We start from the raw sequence: 24517 nt of genomic DNA on the forward strand, positions 1-24517 counted from the left end.
GCACCATCACAAGGAGTGAGCCATGATCCGACATATCCTGCTGATCGCCTTCAAGCCGGGCACTCTGCCCGCACAGATAGACGCGGTGCGCGCGGCCTTTCTCGCCATCCCCCATCAGGTCAGCGGCGTGCTGGCGGTGGAGTGGGGGCGGGATGACAGCCCGGAAGGGCGGGCCGAGGGCTTCACCCACAGCGTGCTGATGACCTTTGCCGACGAGGCGGCCCGCCAGCACTATCTGCCCCACCCGGATCACGATGCCCTCAAGGCCATCTTCCGCCCGGTGCTGGAACGTATCATAGTGCTGGATTACACCCTGCAGGCCGGCGATGCGGTTGCTGTTGGGACGCTGTCATGATGGAGGATGAGCGCTGGGGCAAGATTCCACCGCTGCAATTGGCGTTGTTGCGAGCCGTGGTGGAACATGGTAAAGCCCATCCAGCCATTGGTGCCGGGGTGGTGGTTGGTTCGCTTGCCAAAGGAAAGGCGGACCGGGTCTCTGATGTCGATGTCTTGTTGCTGGCCGAGCCGGGTTTTCATCAGCATGGGGAAGCGCTGGTTCGTTCCATTGTCGGTGAACGTGCGGTGTTCCACTGTTGGCAAGGAAAACATGAAGATGTCTGTTCCTACTGGCGTTATATCTTCCTGGATATGTCCAGCATCGAGATCCATATCCTTGATCGCGATGCCGGTTTCCCGCTTGCCAAGCCTTACATGACTCTTTTTGATAAAACCCATTCGCTATCTGCGCTGGAGGTCGCGGGGCCCGCGCCCAGCCATTGGGATTTCCCTGCCTACATGGGGGACGGTAATGGTCTGGTGTGGGAGCTGTTCGATTGCCTCAAATGGGCGGAGCGGGGCCAACGGGGATTAGTCAGGCATCATCTGCGTAAACTGTTGGCAGAGATGGATAAAGACCCGGATATTGTGGATCGCGAGTAACGCGGACAAGGAGAGAACCATGTGGTTAGCCGCAATACAGCTGGTATCGGGCCGCAACTGGCAGGATAACCGGGAGCAGATCGCCGCCGAGCTGGCCCTGTTGCCGAGTGAGCGGCCACTGCTGGTGCTGCTGCCGGAGAATTTCGCCCTGTTTGGCGAGCGGCAGGGTTATCTGGACGGGGCCGAGACCATCGGTGAGGGCCCGATCCAGCAGCAACTGGCCGAATGGGCCCGTGACTACGGCATCTGGCTGGTGGCGGGGGCCATGCCGACCACCATCGCCGGTTCCGACCATATCCACACCAGTACCCTGGTGTTCGACCCCAGCGGCGAGCGCAAGGGCCACTACCACAAGATCCACCTGTTCGACGTGGACGTGGCGGACAATCACGGCCGTTACCGGGAATCGGAAACCTTCAGCCCCGGTGAGGAGCCTGTGCTGGTGGACTCCCCGTTTGGTCCCCTCGGCCTCTCGATCTGTTATGATCTGCGCTTTCCCGAGCTGTACCGCCGGCTGGCCCGCGCCGGCGCCCGTGTGCTGCTGGTGCCTGCCGCCTTCACCGCCGTGACCGGCGAGGCGCACTGGGAGCCGCTGCTGCGGGCCCGCGCCATCGAGAACCAGTGTTACCTGGTAGCCGCCAACCAGGGCGGCACCCACGAGACGGGGCGCCAGACCTGGGGCCACAGCATGGTGATCGACCCCTGGGGTCGGGTGCTGGCCAGCCTGGACAGCGGGCGCGGCACCGTGCTGGCGCCGCTGGACCCCGGTCTTGTCGACGAACTGCAACGCACCATGCCGGTGCTGGGCCATGCCCGTCTGCTATGAACATGTGCAGGTTCGATTCGCCCTGTGGTGGGGGAGTCGGACGCTTGCAAACCCGATGGTGGGTTGGACGTCCGCTGACGTTTCGCCAAGCGAACCCACGGTCTGGGATTTAACCGTTACGACATCTCGCATCGAGAGTGGAGAGAAAGATTGAGTCTATTGAGCCAGGTTAGTGCCTCCCTGTTGGCCCCCCACGACCTCGACGAAGGGCGGCTGCAGCAGCTGCTCGGCAGCCTGATGAGCCATCAGGTGGAGTTCGGCGACCTCTATTTCCAGCGCAGCTGGCACGAGTCCTGGATGCTGGAGGACGGCATCGTCAAGGATGGCAGCTACAACATCGATCAGGGGGTGGGGGTGCGCGCCGTCAGCGGCGAGAAGACCGGTTTCGCCTACTCTGACGAGCTGAGCCTGCTGGCGCTGCAACAGTCGGTGACCGCCGCCCGTGGCATCGCGGCCGCCGGTGCGCAGGGCAAGGTGAAGGCGTGGGCTCGCACCGAAGCAAACCTGCTCTACCCGGCGCTGGATCCGCTGCAGACCCTCGACAAGCAGCAGAAGATCGCCCTGCTGGAGCAGATGGACAAGTTCGCCAGAAGTCTGGATCCCGCCATCAATCAGGTGATGGCCTCCATCAGCGGCGTCTATGAAGAGGTGCTGGTAGCCGCCACCGACGGCACCCTGGCCGCCGACGTGCGGCCGTTGGTGCGCCTCTCGGTGACCGTCATCGCCGAGAAGGGCGAGCGTCGCGAGCGCGGCAGCGCCGGTGGCGGTGGCCGCTTCGGCTACGACTATTTCCTCGAGCTGGACGGGCTGGAGAGCCGGGCATTTGGCTATGTGCGTGAGGCGGTGCGTCAGGCGCTGGTCAACCTCGACGCCATCGATGCCCCGGCCGGCACCATGCCGGTGGTGCTCGGTGCCGGCTGGCCCGGTGTGCTGCTGCACGAGGCGGTGGGCCACGGTCTGGAGGGGGATTTCAACCGCAAGGGCTCCTCGGCCTTTGCCGGCCGCATTGGCGAGCAGGTGGCCTCCAAGCACTGCACCATCGTCGATGACGGCACCCTGCCGGGTCGGCGCGGCTCCGTCTCCATCGACGACGAGGGGACGCCGGGCGGCTACAACGTGCTGATCGAGAACGGCATCCTCAAGGGTTACCTGCAGGACAAGCAGAATGCCCGTCTGATGGGCGTGCCGCTCACCGGCAACGGCCGCCGCGAATCCTACGCCGCCCTGCCGATGCCGCGCATGACCAACACCTACATGCTGGCGGGTCAGTATGATCCGGCCGAGATCATCGCCTCGGTGAAGAAGGGGATCTACGCCCCCAACTTCGGCGGCGGTCAGGTGGATATCACCTCCGGCAAGTTCGTCTTCTCCGCCTCCGAGGCCTACCTCATCGAGGATGGCAAGATCACCGCACCCATCAAGGGGGCGACCCTGATCGGCAACGGCCCCGAGGCGATGAGCCAGGTTTCCATGGTGGGCAAGGATCTCGCGCTGGATCGCGGGGTCGGGGTCTGTGGCAAGGAGGGGCAGAGCGTGCCGGTCGGTGTCGGCCAGCCCACCCTCAAGCTGGATCAGCTCACCGTGGGCGGCACCCAGTAAGGGCGCCGCAGAACAAGCAGCAGAGAGAACCCATGCTTACCCTGTCGAAAATTTCCAATATCCGCAGTCAGCTCTCCCCCAGCGAGCTCAAGATCGCCGATTACATCCTGGCTTGCCCGGAGCAGGTGACCCACTTCTCCTCCCAGGAGTTGGCGCAGCAGGCTGACGTCAGCCAGTCGAGCATAGTGAAGTTCACCCAGAAGATCGGGTTCAAGGGCTTCACTGCCTTCAAGCTGGCGGTCAGCGAGGATCTGGGGCGCAAGCACGCCATCAAGACCGACAACGTAGGGGATCTCTACAACGGCATCGGCCGCGACGACGATCTGGAGACCATGGCCAAGAAGCTGGCCCAGGAGAAGATCAACTCCATCGTGGAGACCACCCAGGCCCTCGACAATGCCACTTTGGCGCGGGTGCTGGACGTCATCAACCAGGCTGGCCGGGTCCAGCTGGTGGGGATCGGTGGCTCGGCGCTGACCGCCAAGGATCTCTGGTACAAGCTGCTCAAGATCGGGGTCACCACTCTGTTCGCCCAGGACAGCCACGTGCAGATCTCCATCGCCCAGACCTTGGGCCCGGGGGACGTGCAGCTGGTGGTCTCCTATTCCGGCGCCAGCCGGGACGTGCTGGCGGCGGCCGAGCTGGCCAAGCGCAACGGCGCCACCCTGATCGCGGTCACCTCGTTTCGCAACACCCCTCTGCGGCAGATGGCCGACATGGTGCTGGACACGGTGGCCGACGAGAACGAGCTGCGCATCTCCTCCATCTCGTCGCGTACCGCCCAGAACACCATCACCGATATCCTGTTCCTCGGCCTGGTGCAGCGCCGCGACGAGGCCTGGGCGCTGATCGACGGCACCCGGGGTGCCATCGACCGGCTCAACAAGGAGTGAAGCAGGGCTGGCTGCAACAGACGCCGAGACCTGCCGAGAAAGAAAAACCACCCGCCTGCGGGTGGTTTTTTTATGGGCCAGTGCCGGTTCAGAGGGCGAGGGCCCAGCGCAGGAAGGCCTTGCGCTGGGCCTCGTCGGCGGCGAGGTAGCGCCGTTGCAGTTCAGGGTCGACGGGCACGGCGCCCGGGGTGACTGCGGGCAGCACGGGCGTGACGGCGGGCAGGGCGGTGGCTGCGCTGGCCGACCCGTCGTAACGGGCCAGCAGCGCCTGATAGTCGGTCAGCAGACTGTCCTGGCTGCGCGGCAGCGCAGTGGTCAGCAAGGGGCGGGTGCCGTCAGCGGTCGCCAGTTGCAGAGCCGGGCTGGTTGCAAAGCGGCGAATGGCCTGCGGGGTGGGCAGTGGCGGGGTGACCAGCCGCAGGGTGCCGTTGGCCGGCAGGGTCAGTGTCAGCAGCAGCGGGGCGGAGCGGGCGCGCCCCTGGCTCTCGTTGGTGGAGCCGGGATCGAGCGGGCTGTCGAAGCGTACCAGCAGCCGGGTCTCACCGGCGGGCAGCGTGAGGGCGCGCTCGAAGGGGGAGGCCTTGCCCCGGGATGAGGCCAGCAGGGTGAGGTTGTCTGCCAGCTCCAGCCGGGCGGCCTGGGTTGGCAGGGCCAGCAACAGCAGTAGGGTGGTGAGCAGTGGGAGGCGGATCATGGGGGGCTCCAGCAGAAAGCAAAAGCCGGCCGACTGGCCGGCAGGGGATCAGAACTCGTAGCGCAGTCCGAGGTGGTAGAAATCCTCGCTGTTGCTGCTGCCGCCAAAACTGGTGACCGTGCTGCCGGCCAGCCCGTCTTCACCGCCTCGGAACACGTAGGCGCTGTAGAGGGAGGAGCGCGGAGTGAGCTTGTACTGCAGCTCCAGGGTGGTGTCGCGCAGGCTCATGCCGTCTCCCCCGTCGTTGTCGAGGTGGCGGTAGCCGGCGCGGGCGGCCCACTTCTGGTTGATGTCGTAGACGGCGGTCAGCTCCCACACCTTGTCTTCGCTGTCCGCCTGGCCGTTGCGATAGCTCACCTGATCCTTGGCATAGAGGGCCCCCAGCATCAGCGGGCCCAGGGTGTAGCGGGTGCCGATGCCGCTGAAGCGGTACTCGTCGGCATTGGGGTCGACCTTGCCGGCCCCGGTCTGGGCCGCCTTGCTCTGCTGGTAGGCGATGACCGGCGCCAGCTTGCCCGCCGCCCCGAGATCGAAGGTGTAGCGCAGGGCGCCGTTGTAGCCGTAGTCGAGATCCGAGGTGCCGTTGCCGAGGATGTAGGCCAGCGACAAGTCCAGATTGCCGAGGGTGTTCTGGTATTGCAGGGTGCCGTCCTGACGGAACACCTGCACGGCGGTGGAGTCCACCTTGCTGGCCTGGCGCGCCATGGAGACATCGGAGGCGGCAAACACGTCGCCGATATCGGTGAACATGATGAGACCGGAGGAGACCCGGCCACCGGTCAGCTTGCCCCACTGGCCGCCATCGAGCCCGGCCCAGACGTAACGGGCGGTGAGATCGCTGCTGTTCTTCTGCACGTTGTTGGCGTATTCGGCGGCATTGACCTGGTACTGGGCCATGCCGATCACGGCTACCTGCTCGTTGACGGTCTGGCGGGCGGTGAAGCCGATGCGGCCGTCGAAGTCGCCCTGATCGTTGCCGCTCTTCTTGTCCGAGATGTTGAAGCCGAGGCGACCGTAGAGATCGACGTTGGAGCCGTCATCGGCCTGATAGATGACGGCGGCCTGCGCCGTACCGACGGCAAGCAGGGCAGGAATGGCCAGGGCAAGCATGGACTGTTTCATTGTTGTCTTTCCTGTGTGGGCTCTGTGCCAGAGCCGGGGTGAGTTTGGCCGTGACCCCGATTGCTCGGGGCCAGACCTTGGCGATAAATCCGGAGGGGGGATTAACTCAGATCGACGTTCTTGCAGCCGAACATCAGGGTGATGAGGTAGCCGCCGAGGTAGGCGACGGCGAGGCCGGCGGCGTAGACCAGCATGCCGGGGAAGATCCCCTGGGCCGAGGTCATCAGCGGCAGCGCGACGATGCCGGAGGGGCCGAACACGGTATTGAGACCGACCGGCAGGCCCAGCCAGGAGATGAGGCCGACCAGGAAGCCGCCGAGGGCGCCGCCGCAGCAGGCGGTGATGAAGGGTTTGACCCGCGGCAGGGTGACGCCGTAGATGAGCGGCTCGCCGACTCCCAGGATGCCGGGAATGATGGTGCCCTTGACCTGGGTGCGCAGCAGGGAGTCCTTGCCGGCGCGGCTGTAGAGTGCCAGGGCGGCGCCGACCTGGCCGGCCCCTGCCAGCGCCAGGATGGGGAACAGGGAGTTGAAGCCCTGGGCATCCATCAGCGCGAAGTAGACGGGCACGAATCCCTGGTGGATGCCGAACATCACCGAGATGAGGAACAGGCCGGCCAGGATGGCGGTGCCGAACGGATTGCCGTTGAGGTGGATGAAGAGCCAGGACATGCCGTTGTAGAGCTGCACGCCGAGGGGCATGATCAGGACGAAGGTGACGGCTCCCATGATCAGCAAGGTGATGCCGGAGGTGAGTATCATGTCGAGGCTGTCGGGTATGAAGCGGCGTACCTGACGCTCCACCGAGGCGCCGATGATGCAGGCGATCAGCACCCCGATGATGTTGCCGCGCGGATCTATCTGGTGGCCGAAGAAGTCGCTGACCCCGGCATAGATGCCGCTGGTGGCCTGCGGGTCATAGCCCATCACGAACAGCGAGGCGAGGATGGCACCATTGACCCCGGAGCCGCCGAACGCCTTCTGGGCGTTGTAGCCGATGAGGATGCTGAGGAAGCTGAACAAGCCCTTGCTGAACAGCTTCATGTAGCCGACGAATTCGGCCAGCATGCCGCCCGCCTGCTGGCCTTCCAGCAGCAGGGTCTGCTCGATCAGGGTGGCGAAGCCGAGCAGCAGGCCGGCGGCGATGAAGCCGGGGATCAGCGGAGTGAAGATGGTGGCAAACTTGGCCAGGAAGCGGTGGGCCGCACTGGTCTGTTTCTGCTTCAGCGCCTGTTTCTTGGCGGCGGCGATCTCGCCCAGATCGGCGGATTGGGCGGCTGGCGCCTCCAGTGCGCCGAGCCCCGCGCTCAGCATGCCGTTCATCAACTCGCAGGCGGTCTGGGCCTTGCCCGGCCCCAGCACGATCTGGAACTGGTCGTCGCTCTCGATGACCCCCATCACGCCGGCGATGCGCTTGATGGTATCCCGGTCGGCATGCAGGCTGTCCGCCAGGCTTAGCCGCAGCCGGGTCATGCAGTGGCCGCAGTGGGTGATGTTGTCGCGGCCACCGATGGCCTGGATGAGCTGGCCAACCATGGTGTCAGTTATTTTTGCCATAAAGAACCCAGTCAGTCTGTTGTGTCATGAGGGTGCCTGGGCACCCCGTTCTTGTTGTGGTATTGCCGTCCCTGGCCCGGCCAATGTGCGGTTGGCCGATCAGTGGGTGCACTGGCTGATGAAGCCGTTTCTGCTTTGCAGGCGGGTGCGGGCTTCGTCGGCCGTGAGTCCTGCCAGGATCATCACGATGGCGGTCTTGCAGTGGTTGTCCGCCTGTGCCAGCGCCCGCTCCGCCACGGCGCGCTCACAGTCGGTGGCCTCCATCACGATGCGTTTTTGCCGCTCCACCAGCTTGGCGTTGGTGGCTTCCACGTCCACCATCAGGTTGCCGTAGACCTTGCCGGTGCGGATCATGGCGCCGGTGGAGAGCATGTTGAGGATCAGCTTCTGCGCGGTGCCCGCCTTCATGCGGGAAGATCCGGTGACGATCTCGGGGCCGACCACCGCCACCATGCTGATGTCGGCCGCCTGGGCCAGCGGGCTGCCCGGGTTGCAGCTGATGCTGCAGACCGTGGCGCCCACCGCTCTGGCGTGGGCCATGGCACCCAGTACGTAGGGGGTTCTGCCGCTGGCGGCGATGCCCACCAGCACGTCGTTGGCACAGAACTGGATGTTTTTCAGATCCTGGGCGCCGAGTTCGGCGTCATCTTCGGCGTTCTCGACCGCCTGCAAGATGGCCTTGTGGCCGCCGGCAATCAGGCCGACCACCTGCTCGGCAGAGACGCCGTAGGTCGGCGGGCACTCGCTGGCATCCAGAATGCCGAGCCGGCCCGAGGTGCCGGCGCCGATGTAGACCAGCCGGCCTCCCTTGCCGAACGCTGCCGCGATGGCATCGACCGCCCGGGTGATCTCGGGCAGCAACTGGCTGACCGCCAGCGCGACCTGCTGATCCTCCTGATTGATGACGCGCAGCATCTCCAGGGTCGGCAACTGGTCGATCTCGACGCTGGCCGGGTTGCGGGTCTCGGTAATCATGCTTGATAGGTCAATGGTCATCGTTTCCTCTGCTTAAGGTCATCGCCACTCCCGGCGTAAAACATCCCTCTTGATGACAGGCATGATTATCGATTTTTGATTTCTATGATGAGATCAATGTCGCATAATTAATTATTCCATTTATTTTTGTTTTTAAGTTATGAAAATTCCTACACGGTGACATCCATGGGGGGAGCTGGGTGGTGCTGATTGCGCCGAGGAGGGGGTGAGCGCCAGCCAATAAAAAGCCCCGGCAAGGGCCGGGGCTGCAGATACGGGGCTCGGTCAGTTGACCGAAATGGCGCGGGCGTCGATGAAGAAGCGCGCGTTGCCTTGTTGATCGACCCTGATCTGGGCAACCAGACGATCGCTCTGCTTGTACTCCCACCGGCTCTTGATCCGGGTCAGAGCGGGGCTGGCGGCACCGACCACGTTCAGATATTCATGAAACAGGCTGTAGCTTCCAATCTCGGTCAGCATCTTTTCCATTTGCACATCTCCTGAAGTGAGTGGGTGTCCATCCATAAACCTACCAAGCACTCTCTGAATCGAATCTGTATGAAAAACACACTAACTCATTTATGTGTCAACAACATGATCAGGCGCAAGATCAGCGACGATTCCTGCGCTTTTATGACACCGTTTTCAGTCAGGGCTGGCGCGGGTCCGGCAATTGATCAAGGGCGCCGGATACGTGTGGCAACGCGGGGGCCGTTTGTGCCGCCGGCGCACCGTGGAACACCGGATCCTGCGCCACTTCCTTGATGCCGTTGATGCAGAACTGCATACCCATGCAGACCAGCAAGAAGCCCATGATCCGGGTCATTGCATCGATGCCAGTGGCGCCGAGGATCTTGCAGACCGGATCCGCCAGCTTGAGCACCCCCCAGCTGAGCAGGCTCATCAGGGCGAAGGCGGTGACCATGGCGGCATAGATGGTGAAGCGGTTGTATTCGTCCGGCAGCTCGGCGATCTGGGCGGCGCCGCTGATCACCAGCGCCATGGTGCCCGGCCCGCACATGCTGGGCATGGTGAGCGGCACGAAGGCGATGCTCTGGTTGATGTCGACCCCGGCCGCCTGGCTCGGTGCCGGGAACAGCATGCGAAAGCCGATGAAGGCGATGATGAGACCGCCGGCCAGACGCAGGCCGGGAATGGAGATCCCGAACAGATCCAGGATGGAGGAGCCGATGAAGAAGCTGACGCAGAGGGTGCAGAACAGATAGATGGCGGCCAGGTTGATCTGGCGGCGCACGTGCTCGCGCGACATGCCCTTGCTCAGCCCCAGCAACAGGGTGGCCGTGGTGGGCGGGTTGACCATGGGCAGCAGCGCCAGCAAGGCGAGAAATACGACCTGAAAGAACATCATGAACCTCGGATGACTAGGGTGGAGGAGTGTCCCGGGCCGTCGAGGGGCCCGAGAGGGAGGCTATCTTATGTCGGCCTGGCTGAACACCAGCCATATGAAAAAAGCCCCGCACTGGGCGGGGCTCGGAATGGTTCAGGCGGCCTGCGGCGCGCTCTGGCGCTGGCTGCGCTGCTGCAGCCAGAGCAGCAGGCCGAGCACGAAGCCGAGCGCAGCCAGGCTGACTACGTAGTGGGAGGGGGCCAGCACGTCCTCCTTCATCCAGAGCGTGACCAGCATGGGCGTCAGGCCACCGAAGATGGCGTAGGCCACGTTGTAGGAGAACGACAGCCCAGAGAAGCGCACCACCGCCGGGAAGGCGTTGACCATGACGTAGGGCACGGCACCGACGATCCCCACCGAGAAACCGGCCAGCGCATAGAGCGGCACCAGCTGGCTGGTGTCGGTCGCCAGCCCGTGATAGAAGGCGTAGCTGGCGCCGGCCAGCAGCAAGGAGCCCAGCATGAAGGTGGGACCGCTGCCGAGGGCGTCGATCAGCCGGCCATAGACGATGCAGCCGAAGGTGAGCGCCAGAATGGCCAGCGAGTTGGCGGTCAGCGCATCGGCCGGGCTGATGCCGTGCACCTTCTGCAGGTAGGTGGGGGTCATCAGGATCACCACCACTATGCCGGCGGAGAGCAGCCAGGTGAGCAGCATGGAGACCACGACGCTGCCCTTGTGGCTGCGCAGCACCGTCTTGAGCGGCAGCTCTTCCGCCAGCGCCTTGTTGGCCTGCATCTCGGCAAAGACCGGGGTCTCGTGCAGCCAGCGGCGCAGGTACATGGCGACAATGCCGAACGCCCCGCCGAGCACGAAGGCCAGCCGCCAGCCCCAGTCACTCACCTCGCCTGGGCTCATGCCGCGGTTGATGGCGGTGGCCACCAGGGAGCCGAGCAGGATGCCGGCCGTCAACCCGGCGGTGAGGGTGCCGCAGGCGACACCGACCCGGCGGGCCGGCACATGCTCTGCCACGAATACCCAGGCACCGGGCACTTCACCGCCGATGGCGGCCCCTTGCAGGATCCGCAACAGCAGCAACAGCAGGGGCGCGGCGATGCCGAGGGTGGCGTAAGTGGGCAACAGACCGATCAGCAGGGTCGGCAGTGCCATCAGCAATATGCTGAGGGTGAACATCCGCTTGCGGCCGATGAGATCGCCGAAGTGGGCCATGATGATGCCGCCCAGCGGGCGGGCCAGATAGCCGGCGGCGAAGATGCCGAAGGTCTGGAACTGGCGCAGCCACTCGGGAATGTCGGCCGGGAAGAACAGCTCGCCGATCACCACGGCGAAGAAGACGAAGATGATAAAGTCGTAAAACTCGAGGGCTCCGCCGAGGGCGGCCAGGCTCAGGGTCTTGTAATCCTGTCGGTTGAGGGGACGGCTGTGGTCGTAAGCTGGTGTGACTGTCGTCATATCCTTATGTTTCCCATAGTTTTTTTAGTTATTGTTCCCCCATCCTTGCAGGGGACACGCTCATTACCGAGGGTATGCTTTTGCATCCCGTGATGTAAATCGCACAATTCGCAACACTGTCTTGCAGCTTTTTGGTGCAGTGAGACGGAGCGACACGCTCAAGCGCCGGGCTCATCTCTCGGGGCGAATAATCAGGACGATGGCCGGCGCCTTGCTGGCTCCGACCTCAAGATAGCTGGAGAAATCATATGAAGACCAAGGTGCTGCTCTCCTGGAGCAGCGGCAAGGACAGCGCCTGGGCGCTGCACGCACTGCGGCAGGATCCGGCCATCGAGGTGGTGGGACTGTTCACCACCCTCAACCAGGCGTTCGAACGGGTGGCCATGCACGGAGTACGCAAGCAGTTGCTGCTGGCACAGGCCGAGTGCGTGGGCTTGCCGCTGACTACCATCGACCTGCCCTGGCCCTGCAGCAATGAAGATTACGCCCGCATCATGACCGACTTGATCGCGGACGTGGTGGCGCAGGGGATCCGCCACATGGCGTTTGGTGATCTCTTCCTCGAGGATGTGCGTGCCTATCGGGAGCGGCAGCTGGCGGGGACGGGGATCACGCCGCTGTTTCCGCTGTGGGGCAGCAAGACCGACGAGCTGGCAGGCGAGATGATGGCGGCAGGGCTCAGGGCCAGGATCAGCACCCTGGATCCGCGCAAACTGCCCGCCACCCTCGGCGGGCATGAGTTTGACGCGGCCTTGCTGGCGGCCCTGCCCGCCGGGGTGGACCCCTGCGGCGAGAACGGCGAGTTTCATACCCTGGCCTGGGACGGCCCCATGTTCCAGCGGCCGCTGGCCATCCGGGTGGGGGAGACGGTGGAGCGGGACGGCTTCGTCTTTACCGACCTGCTGCCCGCCACCGCCTAGTCGCGGTTGGGCTCCCGCTCGCCCTTGTCGTCGTTGTAGCGCAGGGCGATCTCGTGGAATTGCTGGTGGATGCGGGCAAAGGCGTCCGTGATGTCGGGATCGAAGTGATTGCCCCGCCCCGCCAGTATGATGGGCACCACTTCCTGGTGGGACATGGCGGCCTTGTAGCAGCGCTTGCTGATAAGGGCGTCGTACACGTCGGCCAGCGCCATCAAACGGGCCGAGAGGGGGATCTCGTCGCCGATCAGGCCATAGGGGTAGCCGGTGCCGTCCCACTTCTCGTGGTGGTAGCAGGCGATCTCCTTGGCCAGTCGCAGAAACTCCACCTCTACCCCCAGCGCCTCCTCGGCATGGACGATGGCCTCCTTGCCGAGAATGGAGTGATGCTTCATCTGGGCAAACTCGTCCGCATCCAGCTTGCCGGGCTTGAGCAGGATCCGGTCCGGCACACCAACCTTGCCGATGTCGTGCAGCGGGGCCGATTTGAACAGCAGATCGATGGTCTTGGGGGTCAGCTCGGCACGAAAACGGGGGTGCTCGCAGAGGGTCTCCGCCAGCAGCCGCACATAGTGCTGGGTGCGCAGGATATGGTTGCCGGTCTCGTTGTCGCGGGTTTCGGCAAGCGAGGCGAGGGAGTGGATGGTGATGTTCTGGATCAGTTCGTTCTCCCGGGTACGGCGCTCCACCTCTTGCTCCAGGAAGGCGTTCTGGTCGTGCAGCAGATCTCGCGCCGCTTTTAGCTCCAGGTGGTTTCTAACCCGGGCCAGCACGATGGCGGGGGTGATCGGTTTGTGGATGTAGTCGACGGCCCCCAGTGCCAGGCCGTGCGCCTCTGCACTCTCCTCCACCTTGGCGGTCAGGAAGATCACCGGGATCTCCCGCGCCTGCGGCATCTCCTGCAGCGCCTGCATCACTTGATAGCCATCCATCTGGGGCATCACCACGTCGAGCAGGATCAGGTCCACCCGGGTGCCGGCCGAGAGGATCTCCAGCGCCCGCTGGCCGCTGATGGCGACCTTGACCCGGTAGTGGGGGCTGAGCAGGGCGCTGAGCAGGGAGAGGTTCTCCGGTGTGTCATCGACCACCAACAGGGTGGGTTTGGTATCGGGATCCAGCAAGTTGAGCATGATGGTGGCCTCACTCTTGGTTGAACAGATCGGGTCTGAGGGCCCGGACTTGTTGCAGATGTGCCAGGGCATCGGCGAAGCGAAAACGGGTCATGGCATCGTGCATGGCCGGTGCCGCCTCGCCCAGCAAGGGGGTGAGCCTGGCCTGATTGCGCTGGAACAGGATGAAGGCTTCCGCATCGTCTTCCAGCAGCAGCCCGGTCAGCTGGTGCAGCAGGGGGGCCAGCTCGGCGGGGGTAGCCTCCGGCAAGCCGGGGGCGGCAGGGGCCGGCAGCAGTGTCAGCAGGCCGGCGGCCAGTTCCTGCTGCTGTTGCAGCCCCAATTCGGCCAGCGGCAGCAGGCTGGCGGCATCGTCTCCCCGGGCGAGGGCACTCTCCAGCCGGGCCGAGACTTCCTGCAGCGACCCGGCCCCCAGCGTTGCGGCTATGCCCTTGAGGGTATGGGCCTGGCGATGCGCTTCTTCCCGGTCATTCGCCTGCAGGGCGGCCAGCAGGGTTTCCATCGGCTGACTCCCCTGGCGGGCGAAACGTTGCAGCAGATCCCGATACCACTCCCAGTTGTGCATCAAGCGTTGCAGGGCGGTTTCGGCGTTGAGCCCGAGCGCCCGCAGCTGTGGCAGCAAGGCGGTGGCGGGGGATGCGCGCGAGACAGTGAGTCTGCTGCTGACCTCGCGGCTGAAGGAGGTTGCCCAGCGCTGCAGGGCCGCATACAGCCTGTCGGGGTCGATGGGCTTGGCGATGTGATCGTCCATCCCAGCAGCGAGGCAGCGTTCGCGGTCACCAGCCATGACGTTGGCCGTCATTGCCAGGATCGGGGTGTGTTGTCCGACGTCTTCCCGCTCGCGCAACAGCCGGGTGGCGGCCAGGCCATCCATCACCGGCATCTGCATGTCCATCAGGATCAGGTCGTAGTGGGTCTGGGCCACCATCTCCAGCGCGATGGCGCCATTGCCGGCGATGCTGACATCGGCGCCGACCGCCCGCAGCAGCTCCAGCGCCACCTGCTGATTGAGCTCGTTGTCCTCCGCCAGCAGGATCCTGAGCCCGTCGAAGCGGTAGTGGTGGGTCGCCTGGGGTGGCTTGAAGATGAGAGGGCTTGCTTGCTGACCGAACAGGCCGATGACGGTATCGAACAGCACGGAGGCACATACCGGCTTGACCAGCACCCGATCAAAGCCGGCGGTATCGGCCTGGCGAAAGACCTCCTCCCGTCCGTAGCCGGTCACCATGACCCGGTAGGGACGCTGGCCCATGCCGCGGGCGATGAGGCGGCGACCGGTCTCGATGCCATCCAGCCCCGGCATGTGCCAGTCCAGCAATACCACTTCGTAGGGCTGCCCCTCCTGCTCGGCGCCGGCGATCATCTGCAGTGCCTGCTGGCCCGATTCGGCGGTGTCCACCACAAAGCTCATGCTGCGCAGCAGGGCGGCCATGATGGTACGGGCGCTGGCACTGTCGTCGGCCACCAGCATGCGGCGCCCGCGCAGATCCAGGCTCGGCAGATAGCGGGATCTGCGCCTGCCCCGGCCAAGTCGGGCGGTAAACCAGAAGGTGCTGCCCTGGCCCGGTTCGCTCTGTACCCCCACCTCGCCGCCCATCAGCTCCGCCAGCTTGCGGGAGATGGCGAGGCCGAGGCCGGTGCCGCCGTACTTGCGGGTGGTGGAGCTGTCCGCCTGCTGGAATGACTGGAACAGCCGCTGCTGCTGCTCCTGACTCATGCCGATCCCGGTGTCCTGTACCGAGCAGTGCAGCAACACCTCCTGGGGTTGTTTCTCCAGGCAGCTGACCTTGACCAGGATCTCCCCCTGCTCGGTGAACTTGACGGCATTGTTGGCGTAGTTGATCAGGATCTGGCCGAGGCGAAGGGGATCGCCATAGAGCAGGGTGTCGAGCTGGTGGTCGACCTCGAACAGCAGCTCTATACCCTTGGCCTCTGCCTTTTCGCCCACCAGAGTGGCCAGATTTTCCAGCACATGGTCGAGATCGAATTCGATCCGCTCCAGATCCAGTTTGCCGGCCTCGATCTTGGAGAAGTCGAGGATGTCGTTGATGATGCCGAGCAGATGCTGGGCCGAACGCTGGATCTTGCTGACGTAGTCGAACTGCTGCGGATCGAGCCGGGTCTGCAGGGCGAGATGGGACATGCCGAGGATGGCGTTCATGGGGGTGCGGATCTCGTGGCTCATGTTGGCGAGAAAATCGCTCTTGGCCCGGGTCGCGCTCTCCGCCAGCTCATAGGCCACTTCCAGCTCCTGGTTCTTGGCCTGCATCACCGCAAACAGCTCGTCCCTGGTCGGTTCGGCGAACTGCCGCTGCATCTGTTGCAGCAGCGGTTCATCGGGCCAGCGGGGCAGGCGGTAGACCAGGGCGATGGCGTTGTCCGCGTGGGCTACCAGCCGGATGCCACGTGAATGGCGGCCATCCGGCTCGGGGGAGATGGGGGCATCAGACAAGAGCGAGAGCCACAACTCCTGCGCGTGTGGCTCCAGCCACACTTGCAGTTGCAGCGGCTCAGCGTTCGCCACCAGCTGGCGTACCAGCTCGGAGGTGGCGCCTGCCAGCGGTGCCACGAAGGTGGGACTTCTGTCGAGGCAGGTGAGTACCTGGATCACCTTGCGCCGGGCGGTGAGTGCCGCCGCCGGCCCTGACAGCAGGGTTTCACCGATCAGTTGCCGCATCTAGTCCTCCTCTCCTGCCAGCACCCGCAGCACGATGCAACTGGCATCGTCGGTGCTGCGGCCACTGTGGGCGATCACCTGGCGTGCCAGCTGGGCGGGCTCGGCGGCCAGATCCAGCGCACCGTCGCGCAGGTTGAGGGATTCGCTGATACCGTCCGAATAGAGCATCACCACGTCCCCCGCGACGAGTGGCTGGCGCTGCAGCAAGGGGGTGGGGAAGCGCTCTCCCAGCACCCCATCGCGGGAGATGCCGCGCCAGGGCTCGCGGCCGCGCAGGCAGATGCGGGTATTGCCGATGCCGGCATAGCTCAGCTCACCCCGTTCGCCGTTGACCAGGGCCACGCCGGCGGCGGCGCCCCGGGTGCCGATGCAGTGCTGGTGCAACAGTTGCAACAGGCGGGCCGGCTCCTGCTCGCGGGTCTGCTGCAGCGCCGCCTCCAGCACCTGTACCAGCTTGTTGGCCGAGGCGCCGTGGCCGCTCACGTCGATCAGGATCAGCGACACCCCCTCAGGCCCTGGCCGGATGAAGGCCAGATCGCCGGAGACCCGTTCCGGATAGCAGGGGCGGTTCTCGCTGGCCCATGCCAGCTGCAGGCCGGCGTGCAGCTGGCCGGCACAGGCGAGGGGGGCGATTGGCCTGGATACCAGAGGCGCCGCGCCCAGCCACTTGCGGGCCTGCACCAGAGTCCCCCCTTCCGGCGGGGTACTGATGGTGAGTTCCGACATCATGCGGCGCACGCCGGGCAGGCCCAGGCCCAGGGTGCCCGAGGTGCTGTAGTGATCCTGCATGGCCTGATGCACGTCCCCAATGCCGGGGCCCTGATCGCGGGCGACGATGTCGATGCAGGGGCGCCCTCTGGGATGGTGGAGGGTGAGGGTGATCTCCCCCCGCTGCGCGTATTTCAGGATGTTGCTGCCAAGCTCGGAGACCACGGTGGAGAGCATGGCACGGTCCACCTCGGACAGGTTGGCGATGAAGGGGAGGCGGCGTACCGCCATCACCGTCAGGTGCAGGTCGATGTCGTGGCGCAGCGGGTAGCTGGCCTCTTGCACGCTCTGTTCCAACTGCATGCTGCGCTACTCCTCATCCTTGAGCGTCGTGCGAACATGGGCGAAGGCATCGTCCATGTCGAGAAAGCAGCGCAGCGGCCCGGGCTCGGCATCGGCCAACGCCAGAAAGGCTGCGATCCCCGCATTCAGCCCCACCAGCAGGCAGACGGCGCCGAGCAGGCGGCACACCTCGGCCAGTTTGCGTACCTGCCTGAATTCGTGGTGATCGAGCAGCATGACCCCGGAGAAGTCGAGCAATACCGCGTGCTGGCGGCCCAGCATCAGCCGCTGGGAGAGGGCCTGCATCAGTTGCTGCATGCCCTCGTCACCGAGGTCGGGGCGCATGCTGACCACGATGCAGTCGGCCACGTCGGCGATGCCCAGATCATTGTTGAGCAGCATGCATCTCTCCTAGAGGGTGGATCCGACCCGCTTGAGGGCGATCTCGAAGGCATCCCGCAGGGTCGCCGTGGTACGGATGTCGCCAACAGAGACCCCCAGCTCCACCATGGTGCGGGCGATGGCCGGCGAGACGCCGGAGATGATGGCCTCGCACCCCATGAACTGGGTCGCCTTGGTGATCTTGATCAGCTGGTTGGCGACGCCGGTATCCACGGTGGCGACCCCGGCGATGTCCAGCACGAAGACCCGGGCCCGGGTCTCGGCAATCTTGGTGAGCGACTTGTTCATCACGTCGGCGGTGCGCATGGAATCGATGATCCCCACCAGGGGCAGCAGCAGGATCCCGTCCCAGATGGGGGTGACCGGGGTCGACATCTCCTGCAGCGACTTGTGCAGCTCCTCGCGCACCCTGGCGGCTTCTTCGGCCTCCTCCATGGCGCGCTTGAGCTGGCGATGCTGCGCCACCTGGGCCGTGATGTCGGTGGCAAACTTGACGATCTTGCTAGGCTTGCCGGTGAGATCCAGCACCGGGTTGTAGGAGCCCTGGATCCAGATCTCTTCCCCCTGTTTGCCGAGCCGGCAGAACTCTCCCGCCAGGTATTCACCGCGGCGCAGGGTTTCCCAGAAGCTGCGATAGTCGGCCGACTGGGCGTAGTCAGGATCGACCAGCAGCCGGTGGTGCTGGCCCTTCAGCTCCTCCAGCTGATAGCCCACCGTCTCCAGAAAGCGGGCATTGGCATCGAGGATGATGCCATCCAGTGAAAACTCCACCTTGCCCATGACCCGGCTGAGGGCGTTGAGCTGCCCTTCGAAGTTGGCGTTCAGCTGCTTCTGCTCGGTCAGATCCATGGTGTATTCGATGACCTGGACCAGCGCGCCCTGTTCATCCAGCTGTGGGCTGCAACTGCCTCGCAGCCATATGTCCCGGCCCTGGCGATCGAGCCGGTGAAACTCGCCCTCCTGTGCCTGCCCCGTCCGCAGCGCCTGCCAACGGGCGGCCTCGTCGGCGGATTCTTCTGCCTCAGCGGGGAGCAGCATGCTGTAGTGCTGACCCTTGAGCTCGGCCAGCTGATATCCCATGATGGCGAGAAAACGGGGATTGGCATCCAGAATCAAGCCGTCTGGCGCGAGCTCGAGCCGTGCCATCAGCTGGTCGACGGCCTCCAGTCTGGCCTGGGGTGAAGCGGGAGTGGTGGTGTTCGAATGGGCAGCTGCGGTGTGCACGTCCATGGCATCTCCAATAAATGGTGCAATTGATTTGAATGTCATTAGAAGGCGTACAGCAGTTATAGCCCACCGGGGCGAGAGCGGGGGACAAGAAGTGCCGAAAGAGCCTGCTGGTGGGTGGGCCTTGGGCCTTGGGCCTGGGGAGTTCGTCATGAACCTCTTGTATCGCGACTACCCGCAAGGCGCCCTCACCGCCCTCCACTGTCACGGCGGCTCACAGTTTTGCTACCTGCATCGGGGTGGTGGCGTGATCAGCAGTGAGGCGGCAGGCGTGCTGCTGGTGGCGGGCCAGCTCTGCCTGATCCCGGCCGGGCTGGCCCATGAGTTCAGGGTGCTGCGTCACTCCCGGCTCAGTCTGATCTATCTGGATGACCCGGATGGGGGGAGCGAACTGACGACCCACCAGGTGAGCCCGCTGCTGGCCGGCCTGTTCGAGCGACTGGCGGACATGGCGGAGCCGGGGCTCAGGGATGCCTATCTGACGGTGTTGGCGGCCGAGTTGCGACAGGCGCCGGTGGCGGCTGGATTCATGCTGAGCGCGGCGCTGGACGTGCGGCTGCTGCGGGTGCTGGAACGGGTCTGCCGGCACCCTTCCATCGAATACGGGTTGGCGGAGCTGGCGGCCGATTCAGGTGCCTCGGTGCGCACCCTCAACCGGCTGTTCAGCCAGCAGCTGGGCTGCAGCTTTCGGCAATGGCGGCAACAGGTGGTGATGGGACGGGCCCGCCAGTTGCAGCAACAGGGCCAGCCGCTGTCGCGGATAGCCCTCGAACTGGGTTACGGGGATTTCAGCGCTTTTTCTCACGCCTTCAATCGCTTCTTGCGGGAACCGGCGGGGCCGTGAGGCGGGAGCCGAGATCCCGGTCGGCCGGCTCCCCCGCCAGCAGGCAGGTCAGCTCGTCGGTGTGACTCAGGCGTTCGCCCTGAAAGGTGAACAGGGCGCTCACCTTGCACTCGATCTGGGCGCCGTCGTGACGCCAGGCCCGCACCCGATGCAGGGAGTGCACCCGGTTTCCCTCGGCCAGCAGCGAGACAAAGCGGATCTCGCTGCGGGCCAGGCTTTGGCGCAGGACCAGCAGATGTTGCTCGAAGGCGGCGCGATCCAGCTGCTGGTCATCCACCAGCTGGACATAGTCCGGGCAGAACCAGTGATCGAGTTCGGCCGGGGTGAAATCGGGATCGCAGATGATCCGGTTGAGGCAGGCTTGCAGCCGTTGCTTGTAATCCATGATGAGTTCCTGAGTGGATGGGAGTGGCCAGTATGGGGCGCATCGTCGGCTCCGGCCTTGGTGCCCACGCCATCCTGTTTGGCGATTGCGCCAAGATCAAGATGGGGGCTTGCCGTGGCGATGCGTGCCACTTGGCCCTGTTTTGTGGCGGGTTTCACGGTTTCCGGTGCCGGTATGGGGCAGGATCGGCCCCCTGTTTCCTTCATGTCACGAGCCGTATCATGTCCTTATCTCCCCGTTTTGCCCTGCTTGCCTCCCTGGTCGCCGCCAGCCTGACCCTGCCCGCTGTGGCGGTCGAAGCCCCGGCCAGTGCCGCCGGTGTCACTGCGGTGACCCTGGCCCAGCAGGCCCCCATTCACTGGGTGTCGGTGACGCAGATTGCCAAGAGCCTGGATGGGCTGCCGCCGATGGCGGTAGGTTTCGACATCGACGACACCCTGCTCTTCTCCAGCCCGGGGTTCTATCGCGGCAAGCAGGAGTTCTCCCCCAACGACGAGAGCTACCTGAAGAACCCGGCCTTCTGGGAGAAGATGAACAACGGCTGGGACGCGTTCAGCGTGCCGAAAGAGGTGGGCAAGGCGCTCATCGCCATGCACCTTGAGCGCGGCGATCACATCTATTTCGTCACTGGCCGTTCGGCCACCAAGACCGAAACCGTCAGCAAGACCCTGCAGCAGACCATGAATATTCCAGCCGACCAGCTCAACCCGGTGATCTTCGCCGGCGATCAGCCGGGCCAGAACACCAAGGTGCAGTGGCTTAAGGAGAAGCAGATGAAGATCTTCTACGGCGATGCCGATGGCGACATCAAGGCGGCGCAGGAGCTCGGCATTCGCGGCATCCGGTTGCTGCGCTCGGCCAACTCCACCTACCGGCCGCTGCCGCTGGCTGGCGCGTTGGGGGAGGAGGTGATCGTCAACTCCCAGTACTGACGTTCCTCATGATGAATGGAAAAAGGGCCGGATCCTGTCAGGATCCGGCCCTTCTTTTGGGCGTCTAGCGGGCGGCGAAGGTGTTGCAGCTGGCGGGCTTGCCGCTGTCGAAGCCGCGTTTGAACCAGGCGTAGCGCTGGGCCGAACTGCCGTGGGTGAAGCTGTCCGGGATCACCCGGCCCTGGCTCTGCTGCTGCAGACGGTCGTCGCCGATGGCCTGGGCGGCGTTGAGCGCCTCTTCCAGATCGCCATGCTCCAGCACCTGCTCCCGCTCCATGTAGTGGCCCCAGACGCCGGCAAAGCAGTCAGCCTGCAACTCGAGTTTGACCGACAGCTTGTTCTGCTCGGCCCGGCTCAACCCCTGCTGTTGCTCACGCATCTTGCGCTCGATGCCGAGCAGGTTCTGCACGTGGTGGCCCACCTCGTGTGCCACCACGTAGCCCTGGGCGAAGTCGCCGTCGGCCCCCAGCTTGTCGCGCATCTCCTGATAGAAGGAGAGATCGATGTAGACGGTGCGATCCGCCGGGCAGTAGAAGGGGCCCATCACCGACTGGCCCTGGCCGCAGCCGGTACGGGTTGAGCCGCGATAAAGCACCAGTTTGGGGGCCTGATAGCGGCTGCCGCTCTGCTGGAAGATTTCGCCCCAGGCATCCTCGGTGGAGGCGAGCATCACCGAGGTGAACCTGGCGAGGGGATCCTTGGCCGGCTGAGACATCTCCTGACGCTGGGGCTGGTTCTGGGTGGTCGGCTCGCTGAGCAGGGGGGAGAGGTCCACCCCGTAGTAGCCGGCCACCATGACTACCACCAGCAGGATCAGGCGCCCCTTGCCGCCGATGGGGATGCCGCCCCCGCCGCTCTGCTGGCGCCTGTCTTCCACATTGTTGCTCTCACGGCGATCTTGCCAGCGCATATGCTTGCTCCCCTGCTGTCCGGTGGCAGTAATGATAATGGCTGGCGGGGTGGCTTGCCTAACGGGAGCAGGCCGGCGACCGGGTCGCCGGCGGCGGGAGTGGGCGTTTATTCGGCCCAGGGCATCTCGGGCAGGGAGTCCAGAAACTGGCCGTAACGCTCGAGGTTGAAGGGGCCCTGATCCGCTTCCATCGCCATCAGTTCGGCCCCCAGGGCACAGGCGATATATTGCAGCGCCTCTTCACGGGGGGTGCCCTTCATTACCAGCCGCATCAGGGTCGCCTTGACCTGCAGCGGGTGGCCGTCGCTCAGCTGGTTGTCGACCATCTCCAGCAGGGTTTGTTCGTCGAAGAACTCGGTGGGTTCGTTCATGTGCTGTGCCTCGTCATGTCATAAAGGATGCCAGTATAGCGAGATAGCTATTAACACATTGAAATATTTCGATAAAAACATTTCGGTAGGGGCGGTTTTTGTTACCCATAATTAATGTGGGTTTGCTGTCGGCAAACAACAACCATCATAAAATCGCATGGACGGATATCAATATGCCCACCATAGACTCGCTGTTATCCAAGCCCCAGAACCTGCCCAACGTGCCGGAAGTCATGCGCGAACTGGTGCAGACCTTCAACGAGAAAGAGCCGGATATCCTGCTGATTGCCAAGAAGATCAACAAGGATCCGGTGATCTCCGCCAAGCTGCTGCGGCTGGCCAACTCCGCCAAGTTTGGCGGCAGTCGCCAGGTCGCCACCGTCAACGAAGCTGTGGTGCGGCTCGGGGTCGACGTGGTGCGCAACATGGTGCTCGCCTGCGGCCTGACCGGCTCTATCAATGCGGTGCCCGGCATCGATCTCAAGCATTTCTGGGGCAAGGTATTCGACGTGGCCGAACTGGCCAGACGGCTGGCCAAGCTCAAGGGCATGAAGGGGGAGGAGGTGTTCACCTGCGCCCTGCTCTACGACATGGGGCGGCTTATCATGCACGTAGGGTTGCCGGAGAACATGGTGAACCACATCAAGGATCTGGAGCCCAGCAAGGGGCGCGCCAAGGCCGAGGAGCTGGTGGTCGGCTTCAACTATGCCCAGACCGGGGCCGAGATGGCCAGGCGCTGGCAATTCCCGTTGAGCATCTGCCATGCGGTGGAGTATCACTACAACCCCTTGCTGGCCAAGGAGTTCTCTGTCGAGGCTGCCCTCATCCATCTGGCCATCGCCCTGGCGGCGCAGTCCGACGTGGGGGATGAGGCACCGCCCGAGTGGCCCGCCCAGGTGGCCGAGCGGCTCGGTCTTTCCTGGTCCGACTGCGCGGCTGTGTTCGTGGCGCTGCGCGAGCAGGGCAATGGCTACGCCGGGCTGCTGGCGGCCTGACGCGGCTGATTTCATTGACCGGGGCCGCGCTGCGGCCCTTTTTCATGGTGACGGCCTTGCCAATAGCCGGTGGCGGGGGCAGTCTTGGGGCCTGTCTCTTCTATGCGAGCCCTTGTCATGATTCTCTCCGAGCGCCTGGAACTGCGCGAACTGACCGTTGCCGATGCCCCCTTCATTGTCGAACTGCTCAACGACCCCGACTTTCACCGCTACATCGGCGATCGGGGCATCCGCACTCTGCAGGATGCCGAAAACTACATCCAGCAGGGGCCGGCGGTCAGCTATGCCCGCCACGGTCACGGCCTCTATCTGGTGGCCCGGCGCAGCGACGGCGCCAAGCTCGGCATCTGCGGGCTGATCAAGCGCGATACCCTGCCTTGTGAAGACATCGGCTACGCCTTCCTGCCCGCCTATCGCGCTCAGGGTTATGGCATCGAAGCGGCGCAGGCGGCGCTGCAGGATGGTCGGGAGCGGCTCGGCATCAAGCGGGTGGTCGCCATCGTCACCCCGGGCAACGAGCGCTCGGTGGCGCTGCTGGCCAAGCTGGGGCTGGTGCAGAGCAGGCTGGTCAAGCTGGCCGAGGATGCGGATGAGTGTCTGCTGCTGGAGGCGGAAGGAGCGCAGGCCTGCCGGGTCTGAGAGTACCGGCCAAGAGTGCGGGTGTTGGCTAGGTGATGTAGGGAAAATTTGTGGGAGTGAGACAAAGAGGCCGCCGTGAGTTGCGGCCTGTCTGCATCAGTCGCTGCCGTTGGGCAGGCAGGATCAGTTGAGGTCTTCGATGGAGAACTCGCCAGCGATGCCGTCACAGGAGATGGCAAAACCGCCGCTGAAGCGGGTGCTGAACTGGATCAGGAACCCGTCGTCATCGTGCTCTTGCACGGGCAGGTTGATGGGTTTGCTGCGACGCAGGGGTTTGTGTGTTTGTACTGCTTTCATCATGGTATTTCTCTATATCAATTAGGTGTTTGCTCCTTGTATTGGCAAATGTCAGGTCAATGGGCGCGGTCAGCACGATTGCGGACGAGCGCGCAGGAATACCCAGCCCGGTTCAGGGGCGTCTGCACTTTCAAGGAATGCGCCAAGGACCACGCGGATGCATGATGCTACTTGGGAGTGGGCAGATCGGGTCTGCACCGTGAGAGCCGGGCAACGCAGGCAGACAGCCTGAACGGTTCTCAAGGCGAGTAAATCAGAAGAAGGTTATGCGGGTACTGGCAGGATTCATCGTGAGGTGAAGCATTTCAGGGTAAACATA

Annotated in this window: 26 protein-coding genes; 10 read left to right on the top strand and 16 right to left on the bottom strand. The window is 64.2% G+C overall.

Annotation, left to right across the window (positions count from 1 at the left end):
• Positions 1-22 precede the first annotated feature (22 nt).
• The 5 genes from E5E97_RS06215 (at position 23) to E5E97_RS06235 (ending at position 4257) form a co-directional block, all read left to right on the top strand.
• Entirely contained in the window at positions 23-355 is a 333-nt protein-coding gene (locus E5E97_RS06215; protein WP_171279987.1) for a Dabb family protein, read from the top strand.
• On the top strand, positions 352-939 hold the full coding sequence (locus E5E97_RS06220) for a nucleotidyltransferase domain-containing protein (RefSeq protein WP_171279988.1): 588 nt from the start codon (positions 352-354) through the stop codon (positions 937-939). Before E5E97_RS06215 ends, E5E97_RS06220 begins: the two co-directional genes overlap by 4 nt.
• 19 nt (positions 940-958) lie before the next feature.
• Positions 959-1765, top strand: coding sequence for a carbon-nitrogen hydrolase family protein (locus E5E97_RS06225; RefSeq protein WP_118882065.1), 807 nt, complete (start codon positions 959-961; stop codon positions 1763-1765).
• Between the two features lie 150 nt (positions 1766-1915).
• Positions 1916-3364, top strand: coding sequence for a metalloprotease TldD (gene tldD, locus E5E97_RS06230; RefSeq protein ID WP_171279989.1), 1449 nt, complete (start codon positions 1916-1918; stop codon positions 3362-3364).
• Positions 3365-3396: 32 nt separating this feature from the next.
• The gene (locus tag E5E97_RS06235) at positions 3397-4257 is read left to right on the top strand and encodes an SIS domain-containing protein (protein WP_011704383.1); all 861 of its coding nucleotides are present in this window, start codon (positions 3397-3399) and stop codon (positions 4255-4257) included.
• An 88-nt stretch (positions 4258-4345) separates the two neighbouring features.
• Here E5E97_RS06235 and E5E97_RS06240 read toward each other — a convergent pair whose 3' ends face one another.
• The 7 genes from E5E97_RS06240 to E5E97_RS06270 all read right to left on the bottom strand — a co-directional run bounded on the left by E5E97_RS06240 (position 4346) and on the right by E5E97_RS06270 (position 11422).
• The gene (locus E5E97_RS06240; RefSeq protein ID WP_171279990.1) at positions 4346-4951 is read right to left on the bottom strand and encodes a DUF2057 domain-containing protein; all 606 of its coding nucleotides are present in this window, start codon (positions 4949-4951) and stop codon (positions 4346-4348) included.
• Positions 4952-4999: 48 nt separating this feature from the next.
• On the bottom strand, positions 5000-6073 hold the full coding sequence (locus E5E97_RS06245; RefSeq protein ID WP_041216656.1) for a porin: 1074 nt from the start codon (positions 6071-6073) through the stop codon (positions 5000-5002).
• Between the two features lie 101 nt (positions 6074-6174).
• The gene (murP, locus tag E5E97_RS06250; RefSeq protein ID WP_042066887.1) at positions 6175-7629 is read right to left on the bottom strand and encodes a PTS N-acetylmuramic acid transporter subunit IIBC; all 1455 of its coding nucleotides are present in this window, start codon (positions 7627-7629) and stop codon (positions 6175-6177) included.
• Between the two features lie 99 nt (positions 7630-7728).
• Positions 7729-8625, bottom strand: coding sequence for an N-acetylmuramic acid 6-phosphate etherase (gene murQ / locus E5E97_RS06255; protein ID WP_171279991.1), 897 nt, complete (start codon positions 8623-8625; stop codon positions 7729-7731).
• 264 nt (positions 8626-8889) lie between these two features.
• On the bottom strand, positions 8890-9093 hold the full coding sequence (locus tag E5E97_RS06260; RefSeq protein ID WP_005308127.1) for a hypothetical protein: 204 nt from the start codon (positions 9091-9093) through the stop codon (positions 8890-8892).
• A 160-nt stretch (positions 9094-9253) separates the two neighbouring features.
• Positions 9254-9970: a MarC family NAAT transporter gene (locus E5E97_RS06265; protein ID WP_016349179.1), complete on the bottom strand. Its 717-nt coding sequence runs from the start codon at positions 9968-9970 to the stop codon at positions 9254-9256.
• 135 nt (positions 9971-10105) lie between these two features.
• The gene (locus E5E97_RS06270) at positions 10106-11422 is read right to left on the bottom strand and encodes an MFS transporter (RefSeq protein ID WP_043160913.1); all 1317 of its coding nucleotides are present in this window, start codon (positions 11420-11422) and stop codon (positions 10106-10108) included.
• 248 nt (positions 11423-11670) lie between these two features.
• Between E5E97_RS06270 and E5E97_RS06275 the strand changes: the two genes are divergently transcribed.
• A complete protein-coding gene (locus tag E5E97_RS06275) occupies positions 11671-12342 on the top strand; it encodes an adenine nucleotide alpha hydrolase (RefSeq protein ID WP_171279992.1) in 672 nt (223 codons plus the stop codon).
• On the opposite strand, the gene E5E97_RS06280 is transcribed toward E5E97_RS06275, so the two are convergent.
• The 5 genes from E5E97_RS06280 to E5E97_RS06300 are packed head-to-tail and all read right to left on the bottom strand — an operon-like array spanning position 12339 to position 18828.
• Entirely contained in the window at positions 12339-13541 is a 1203-nt protein-coding gene (locus tag E5E97_RS06280; RefSeq protein ID WP_171279993.1) for an HD-GYP domain-containing protein, read from the bottom strand. The genes E5E97_RS06275 and E5E97_RS06280 overlap by 4 nt on opposite strands.
• Positions 13480-16146, bottom strand: coding sequence for a response regulator (locus E5E97_RS06285; protein WP_171279994.1), 2667 nt, complete (start codon positions 16144-16146; stop codon positions 13480-13482). Before E5E97_RS06285 ends, E5E97_RS06280 begins: the two co-directional genes overlap by 62 nt.
• The gene (locus E5E97_RS06290; protein ID WP_171279995.1) at positions 16147-17217 is read right to left on the bottom strand and encodes an ATP-binding SpoIIE family protein phosphatase; all 1071 of its coding nucleotides are present in this window, start codon (positions 17215-17217) and stop codon (positions 16147-16149) included.
• Between the two features lie 6 nt (positions 17218-17223).
• Positions 17224-17598, bottom strand: a complete 375-nt coding sequence (locus E5E97_RS06295) for a sigma-B regulator RsbS (protein ID WP_011704395.1) — start codon at positions 17596-17598, stop codon at positions 17224-17226.
• A 9-nt stretch (positions 17599-17607) separates the two neighbouring features.
• Positions 17608-18828, bottom strand: coding sequence for a PAS domain S-box protein (locus E5E97_RS06300; protein ID WP_171279996.1), 1221 nt, complete (start codon positions 18826-18828; stop codon positions 17608-17610).
• Between the two features lie 148 nt (positions 18829-18976).
• On the opposite strand from E5E97_RS06300, the gene E5E97_RS06305 reads away from it, so the two are divergent.
• Complete coding sequence (locus tag E5E97_RS06305; protein ID WP_118882056.1) at positions 18977-19669, top strand: AraC family transcriptional regulator; 693 nt, start codon at positions 18977-18979, stop codon at positions 19667-19669.
• Here E5E97_RS06305 and E5E97_RS06310 read toward each other — a convergent pair.
• Positions 19635-20054 (bottom strand): nuclear transport factor 2 family protein, encoded by a 420-nt coding sequence (locus E5E97_RS06310; protein ID WP_118882055.1) that lies wholly within the window; start codon positions 20052-20054, stop codon positions 19635-19637. The genes E5E97_RS06305 and E5E97_RS06310 overlap by 35 nt on opposite strands.
• A 221-nt stretch (positions 20055-20275) precedes the next feature.
• On the opposite strand from E5E97_RS06310, the gene aphA reads away from it, so the two are divergent.
• Positions 20276-20986: an acid phosphatase AphA gene (gene aphA / locus E5E97_RS06315; RefSeq protein WP_162902054.1), complete on the top strand. Its 711-nt coding sequence runs from the start codon at positions 20276-20278 to the stop codon at positions 20984-20986.
• Between the two features lie 64 nt (positions 20987-21050).
• Here aphA and E5E97_RS06320 read toward each other — a convergent pair whose 3' ends face one another.
• Positions 21051-21896 carry a neutral zinc metallopeptidase gene (locus tag E5E97_RS06320; RefSeq protein WP_118882053.1) on the bottom strand — a complete coding sequence of 282 codons (846 nt, stop codon included), beginning with the start codon at positions 21894-21896 and terminating at the stop codon, positions 21051-21053.
• Between the two features lie 107 nt (positions 21897-22003).
• On the bottom strand, positions 22004-22267 hold the full coding sequence (locus E5E97_RS06325; RefSeq protein WP_118882052.1) for a hypothetical protein: 264 nt from the start codon (positions 22265-22267) through the stop codon (positions 22004-22006).
• A gap of 173 nt (positions 22268-22440) precedes the next feature.
• On the opposite strand from E5E97_RS06325, the gene E5E97_RS06330 reads away from it, so the two are divergent.
• Together E5E97_RS06330 and E5E97_RS06335 are read left to right on the top strand one after the other, a co-directional pair.
• Complete coding sequence (locus E5E97_RS06330) at positions 22441-23262, top strand: HDOD domain-containing protein (RefSeq protein WP_024945656.1); 822 nt, start codon at positions 22441-22443, stop codon at positions 23260-23262.
• Positions 23263-23379: 117 nt separating this feature from the next.
• Positions 23380-23901, top strand: coding sequence for a GNAT family N-acetyltransferase (locus tag E5E97_RS06335; protein WP_118882051.1), 522 nt, complete (start codon positions 23380-23382; stop codon positions 23899-23901).
• Between the two features lie 123 nt (positions 23902-24024).
• Here the strand turns inward: E5E97_RS06335 and E5E97_RS06340 are convergent, their stop codons facing one another.
• Positions 24025-24201, bottom strand: coding sequence for a hypothetical protein (locus E5E97_RS06340; RefSeq protein ID WP_017408838.1), 177 nt, complete (start codon positions 24199-24201; stop codon positions 24025-24027).
• Positions 24202-24517: the final 316 nt, after the last annotated feature.

The sequence above is a fragment of the Aeromonas sp. 2692-1 genome (assembly GCF_013085505.1).
In the GTDB taxonomy this organism is placed as follows: Bacteria; Pseudomonadota; Gammaproteobacteria; order Enterobacterales; family Aeromonadaceae; genus Aeromonas; species Aeromonas hydrophila.

Coding starts and splice junctions, on each gene's coding strand:
- E5E97_RS06215 (WP_171279987.1), top strand. CDS start 23: ATGATCCGACATATCCTGCTGATCGCCTTCAAGCCGGGCACTCTGCCC.
- E5E97_RS06220 (WP_171279988.1), top strand. CDS start 352: ATGATGGAGGATGAGCGCTGGGGCAAGATTCCACCGCTGCAATTGGCG.
- E5E97_RS06225 (WP_118882065.1), top strand. CDS start 959: ATGTGGTTAGCCGCAATACAGCTGGTATCGGGCCGCAACTGGCAGGAT.
- E5E97_RS06235 (WP_011704383.1), top strand. CDS start 3,397: ATGCTTACCCTGTCGAAAATTTCCAATATCCGCAGTCAGCTCTCCCCC.
- E5E97_RS06240 (WP_171279990.1), bottom strand. CDS start 4,951: ATGATCCGCCTCCCACTGCTCACCACCCTACTGCTGTTGCTGGCCCTG.
- E5E97_RS06245 (WP_041216656.1), bottom strand. CDS start 6,073: ATGAAACAGTCCATGCTTGCCCTGGCCATTCCTGCCCTGCTTGCCGTC.
- murP (WP_042066887.1), bottom strand. CDS start 7,629: ATGGCAAAAATAACTGACACCATGGTTGGCCAGCTCATCCAGGCCATC.
- murQ (WP_171279991.1), bottom strand. CDS start 8,625: ATGACCATTGACCTATCAAGCATGATTACCGAGACCCGCAACCCGGCC.
- E5E97_RS06260 (WP_005308127.1), bottom strand. CDS start 9,093: ATGGAAAAGATGCTGACCGAGATTGGAAGCTACAGCCTGTTTCATGAA.
- E5E97_RS06265 (WP_016349179.1), bottom strand. CDS start 9,970: ATGTTCTTTCAGGTCGTATTTCTCGCCTTGCTGGCGCTGCTGCCCATG.
- E5E97_RS06270 (WP_043160913.1), bottom strand. CDS start 11,422: ATGACGACAGTCACACCAGCTTACGACCACAGCCGTCCCCTCAACCGA.
- E5E97_RS06275 (WP_171279992.1), top strand. CDS start 11,671: ATGAAGACCAAGGTGCTGCTCTCCTGGAGCAGCGGCAAGGACAGCGCC.
- E5E97_RS06280 (WP_171279993.1), bottom strand. CDS start 13,541: ATGCCCTGGCACATCTGCAACAAGTCCGGGCCCTCAGACCCGATCTGT.
- E5E97_RS06285 (WP_171279994.1), bottom strand. CDS start 16,146: ATGCGGCAACTGATCGGTGAAACCCTGCTGTCAGGGCCGGCGGCGGCA.
- E5E97_RS06290 (WP_171279995.1), bottom strand. CDS start 17,217: ATGCAGTTGGAACAGAGCGTGCAAGAGGCCAGCTACCCGCTGCGCCAC.
- E5E97_RS06295 (WP_011704395.1), bottom strand. CDS start 17,598: ATGCTGCTCAACAATGATCTGGGCATCGCCGACGTGGCCGACTGCATC.
- E5E97_RS06300 (WP_171279996.1), bottom strand. CDS start 18,828: ATGGACGTGCACACCGCAGCTGCCCATTCGAACACCACCACTCCCGCT.
- E5E97_RS06305 (WP_118882056.1), top strand. CDS start 18,977: ATGAACCTCTTGTATCGCGACTACCCGCAAGGCGCCCTCACCGCCCTC.
- E5E97_RS06310 (WP_118882055.1), bottom strand. CDS start 20,054: ATGGATTACAAGCAACGGCTGCAAGCCTGCCTCAACCGGATCATCTGC.
- aphA (WP_162902054.1), top strand. CDS start 20,276: ATGTCCTTATCTCCCCGTTTTGCCCTGCTTGCCTCCCTGGTCGCCGCC.
- E5E97_RS06320 (WP_118882053.1), bottom strand. CDS start 21,896: ATGCGCTGGCAAGATCGCCGTGAGAGCAACAATGTGGAAGACAGGCGC.
- E5E97_RS06325 (WP_118882052.1), bottom strand. CDS start 22,267: ATGAACGAACCCACCGAGTTCTTCGACGAACAAACCCTGCTGGAGATG.
- E5E97_RS06330 (WP_024945656.1), top strand. CDS start 22,441: ATGCCCACCATAGACTCGCTGTTATCCAAGCCCCAGAACCTGCCCAAC.
- E5E97_RS06335 (WP_118882051.1), top strand. CDS start 23,380: ATGATTCTCTCCGAGCGCCTGGAACTGCGCGAACTGACCGTTGCCGAT.
- E5E97_RS06340 (WP_017408838.1), bottom strand. CDS start 24,201: ATGATGAAAGCAGTACAAACACACAAACCCCTGCGTCGCAGCAAACCC.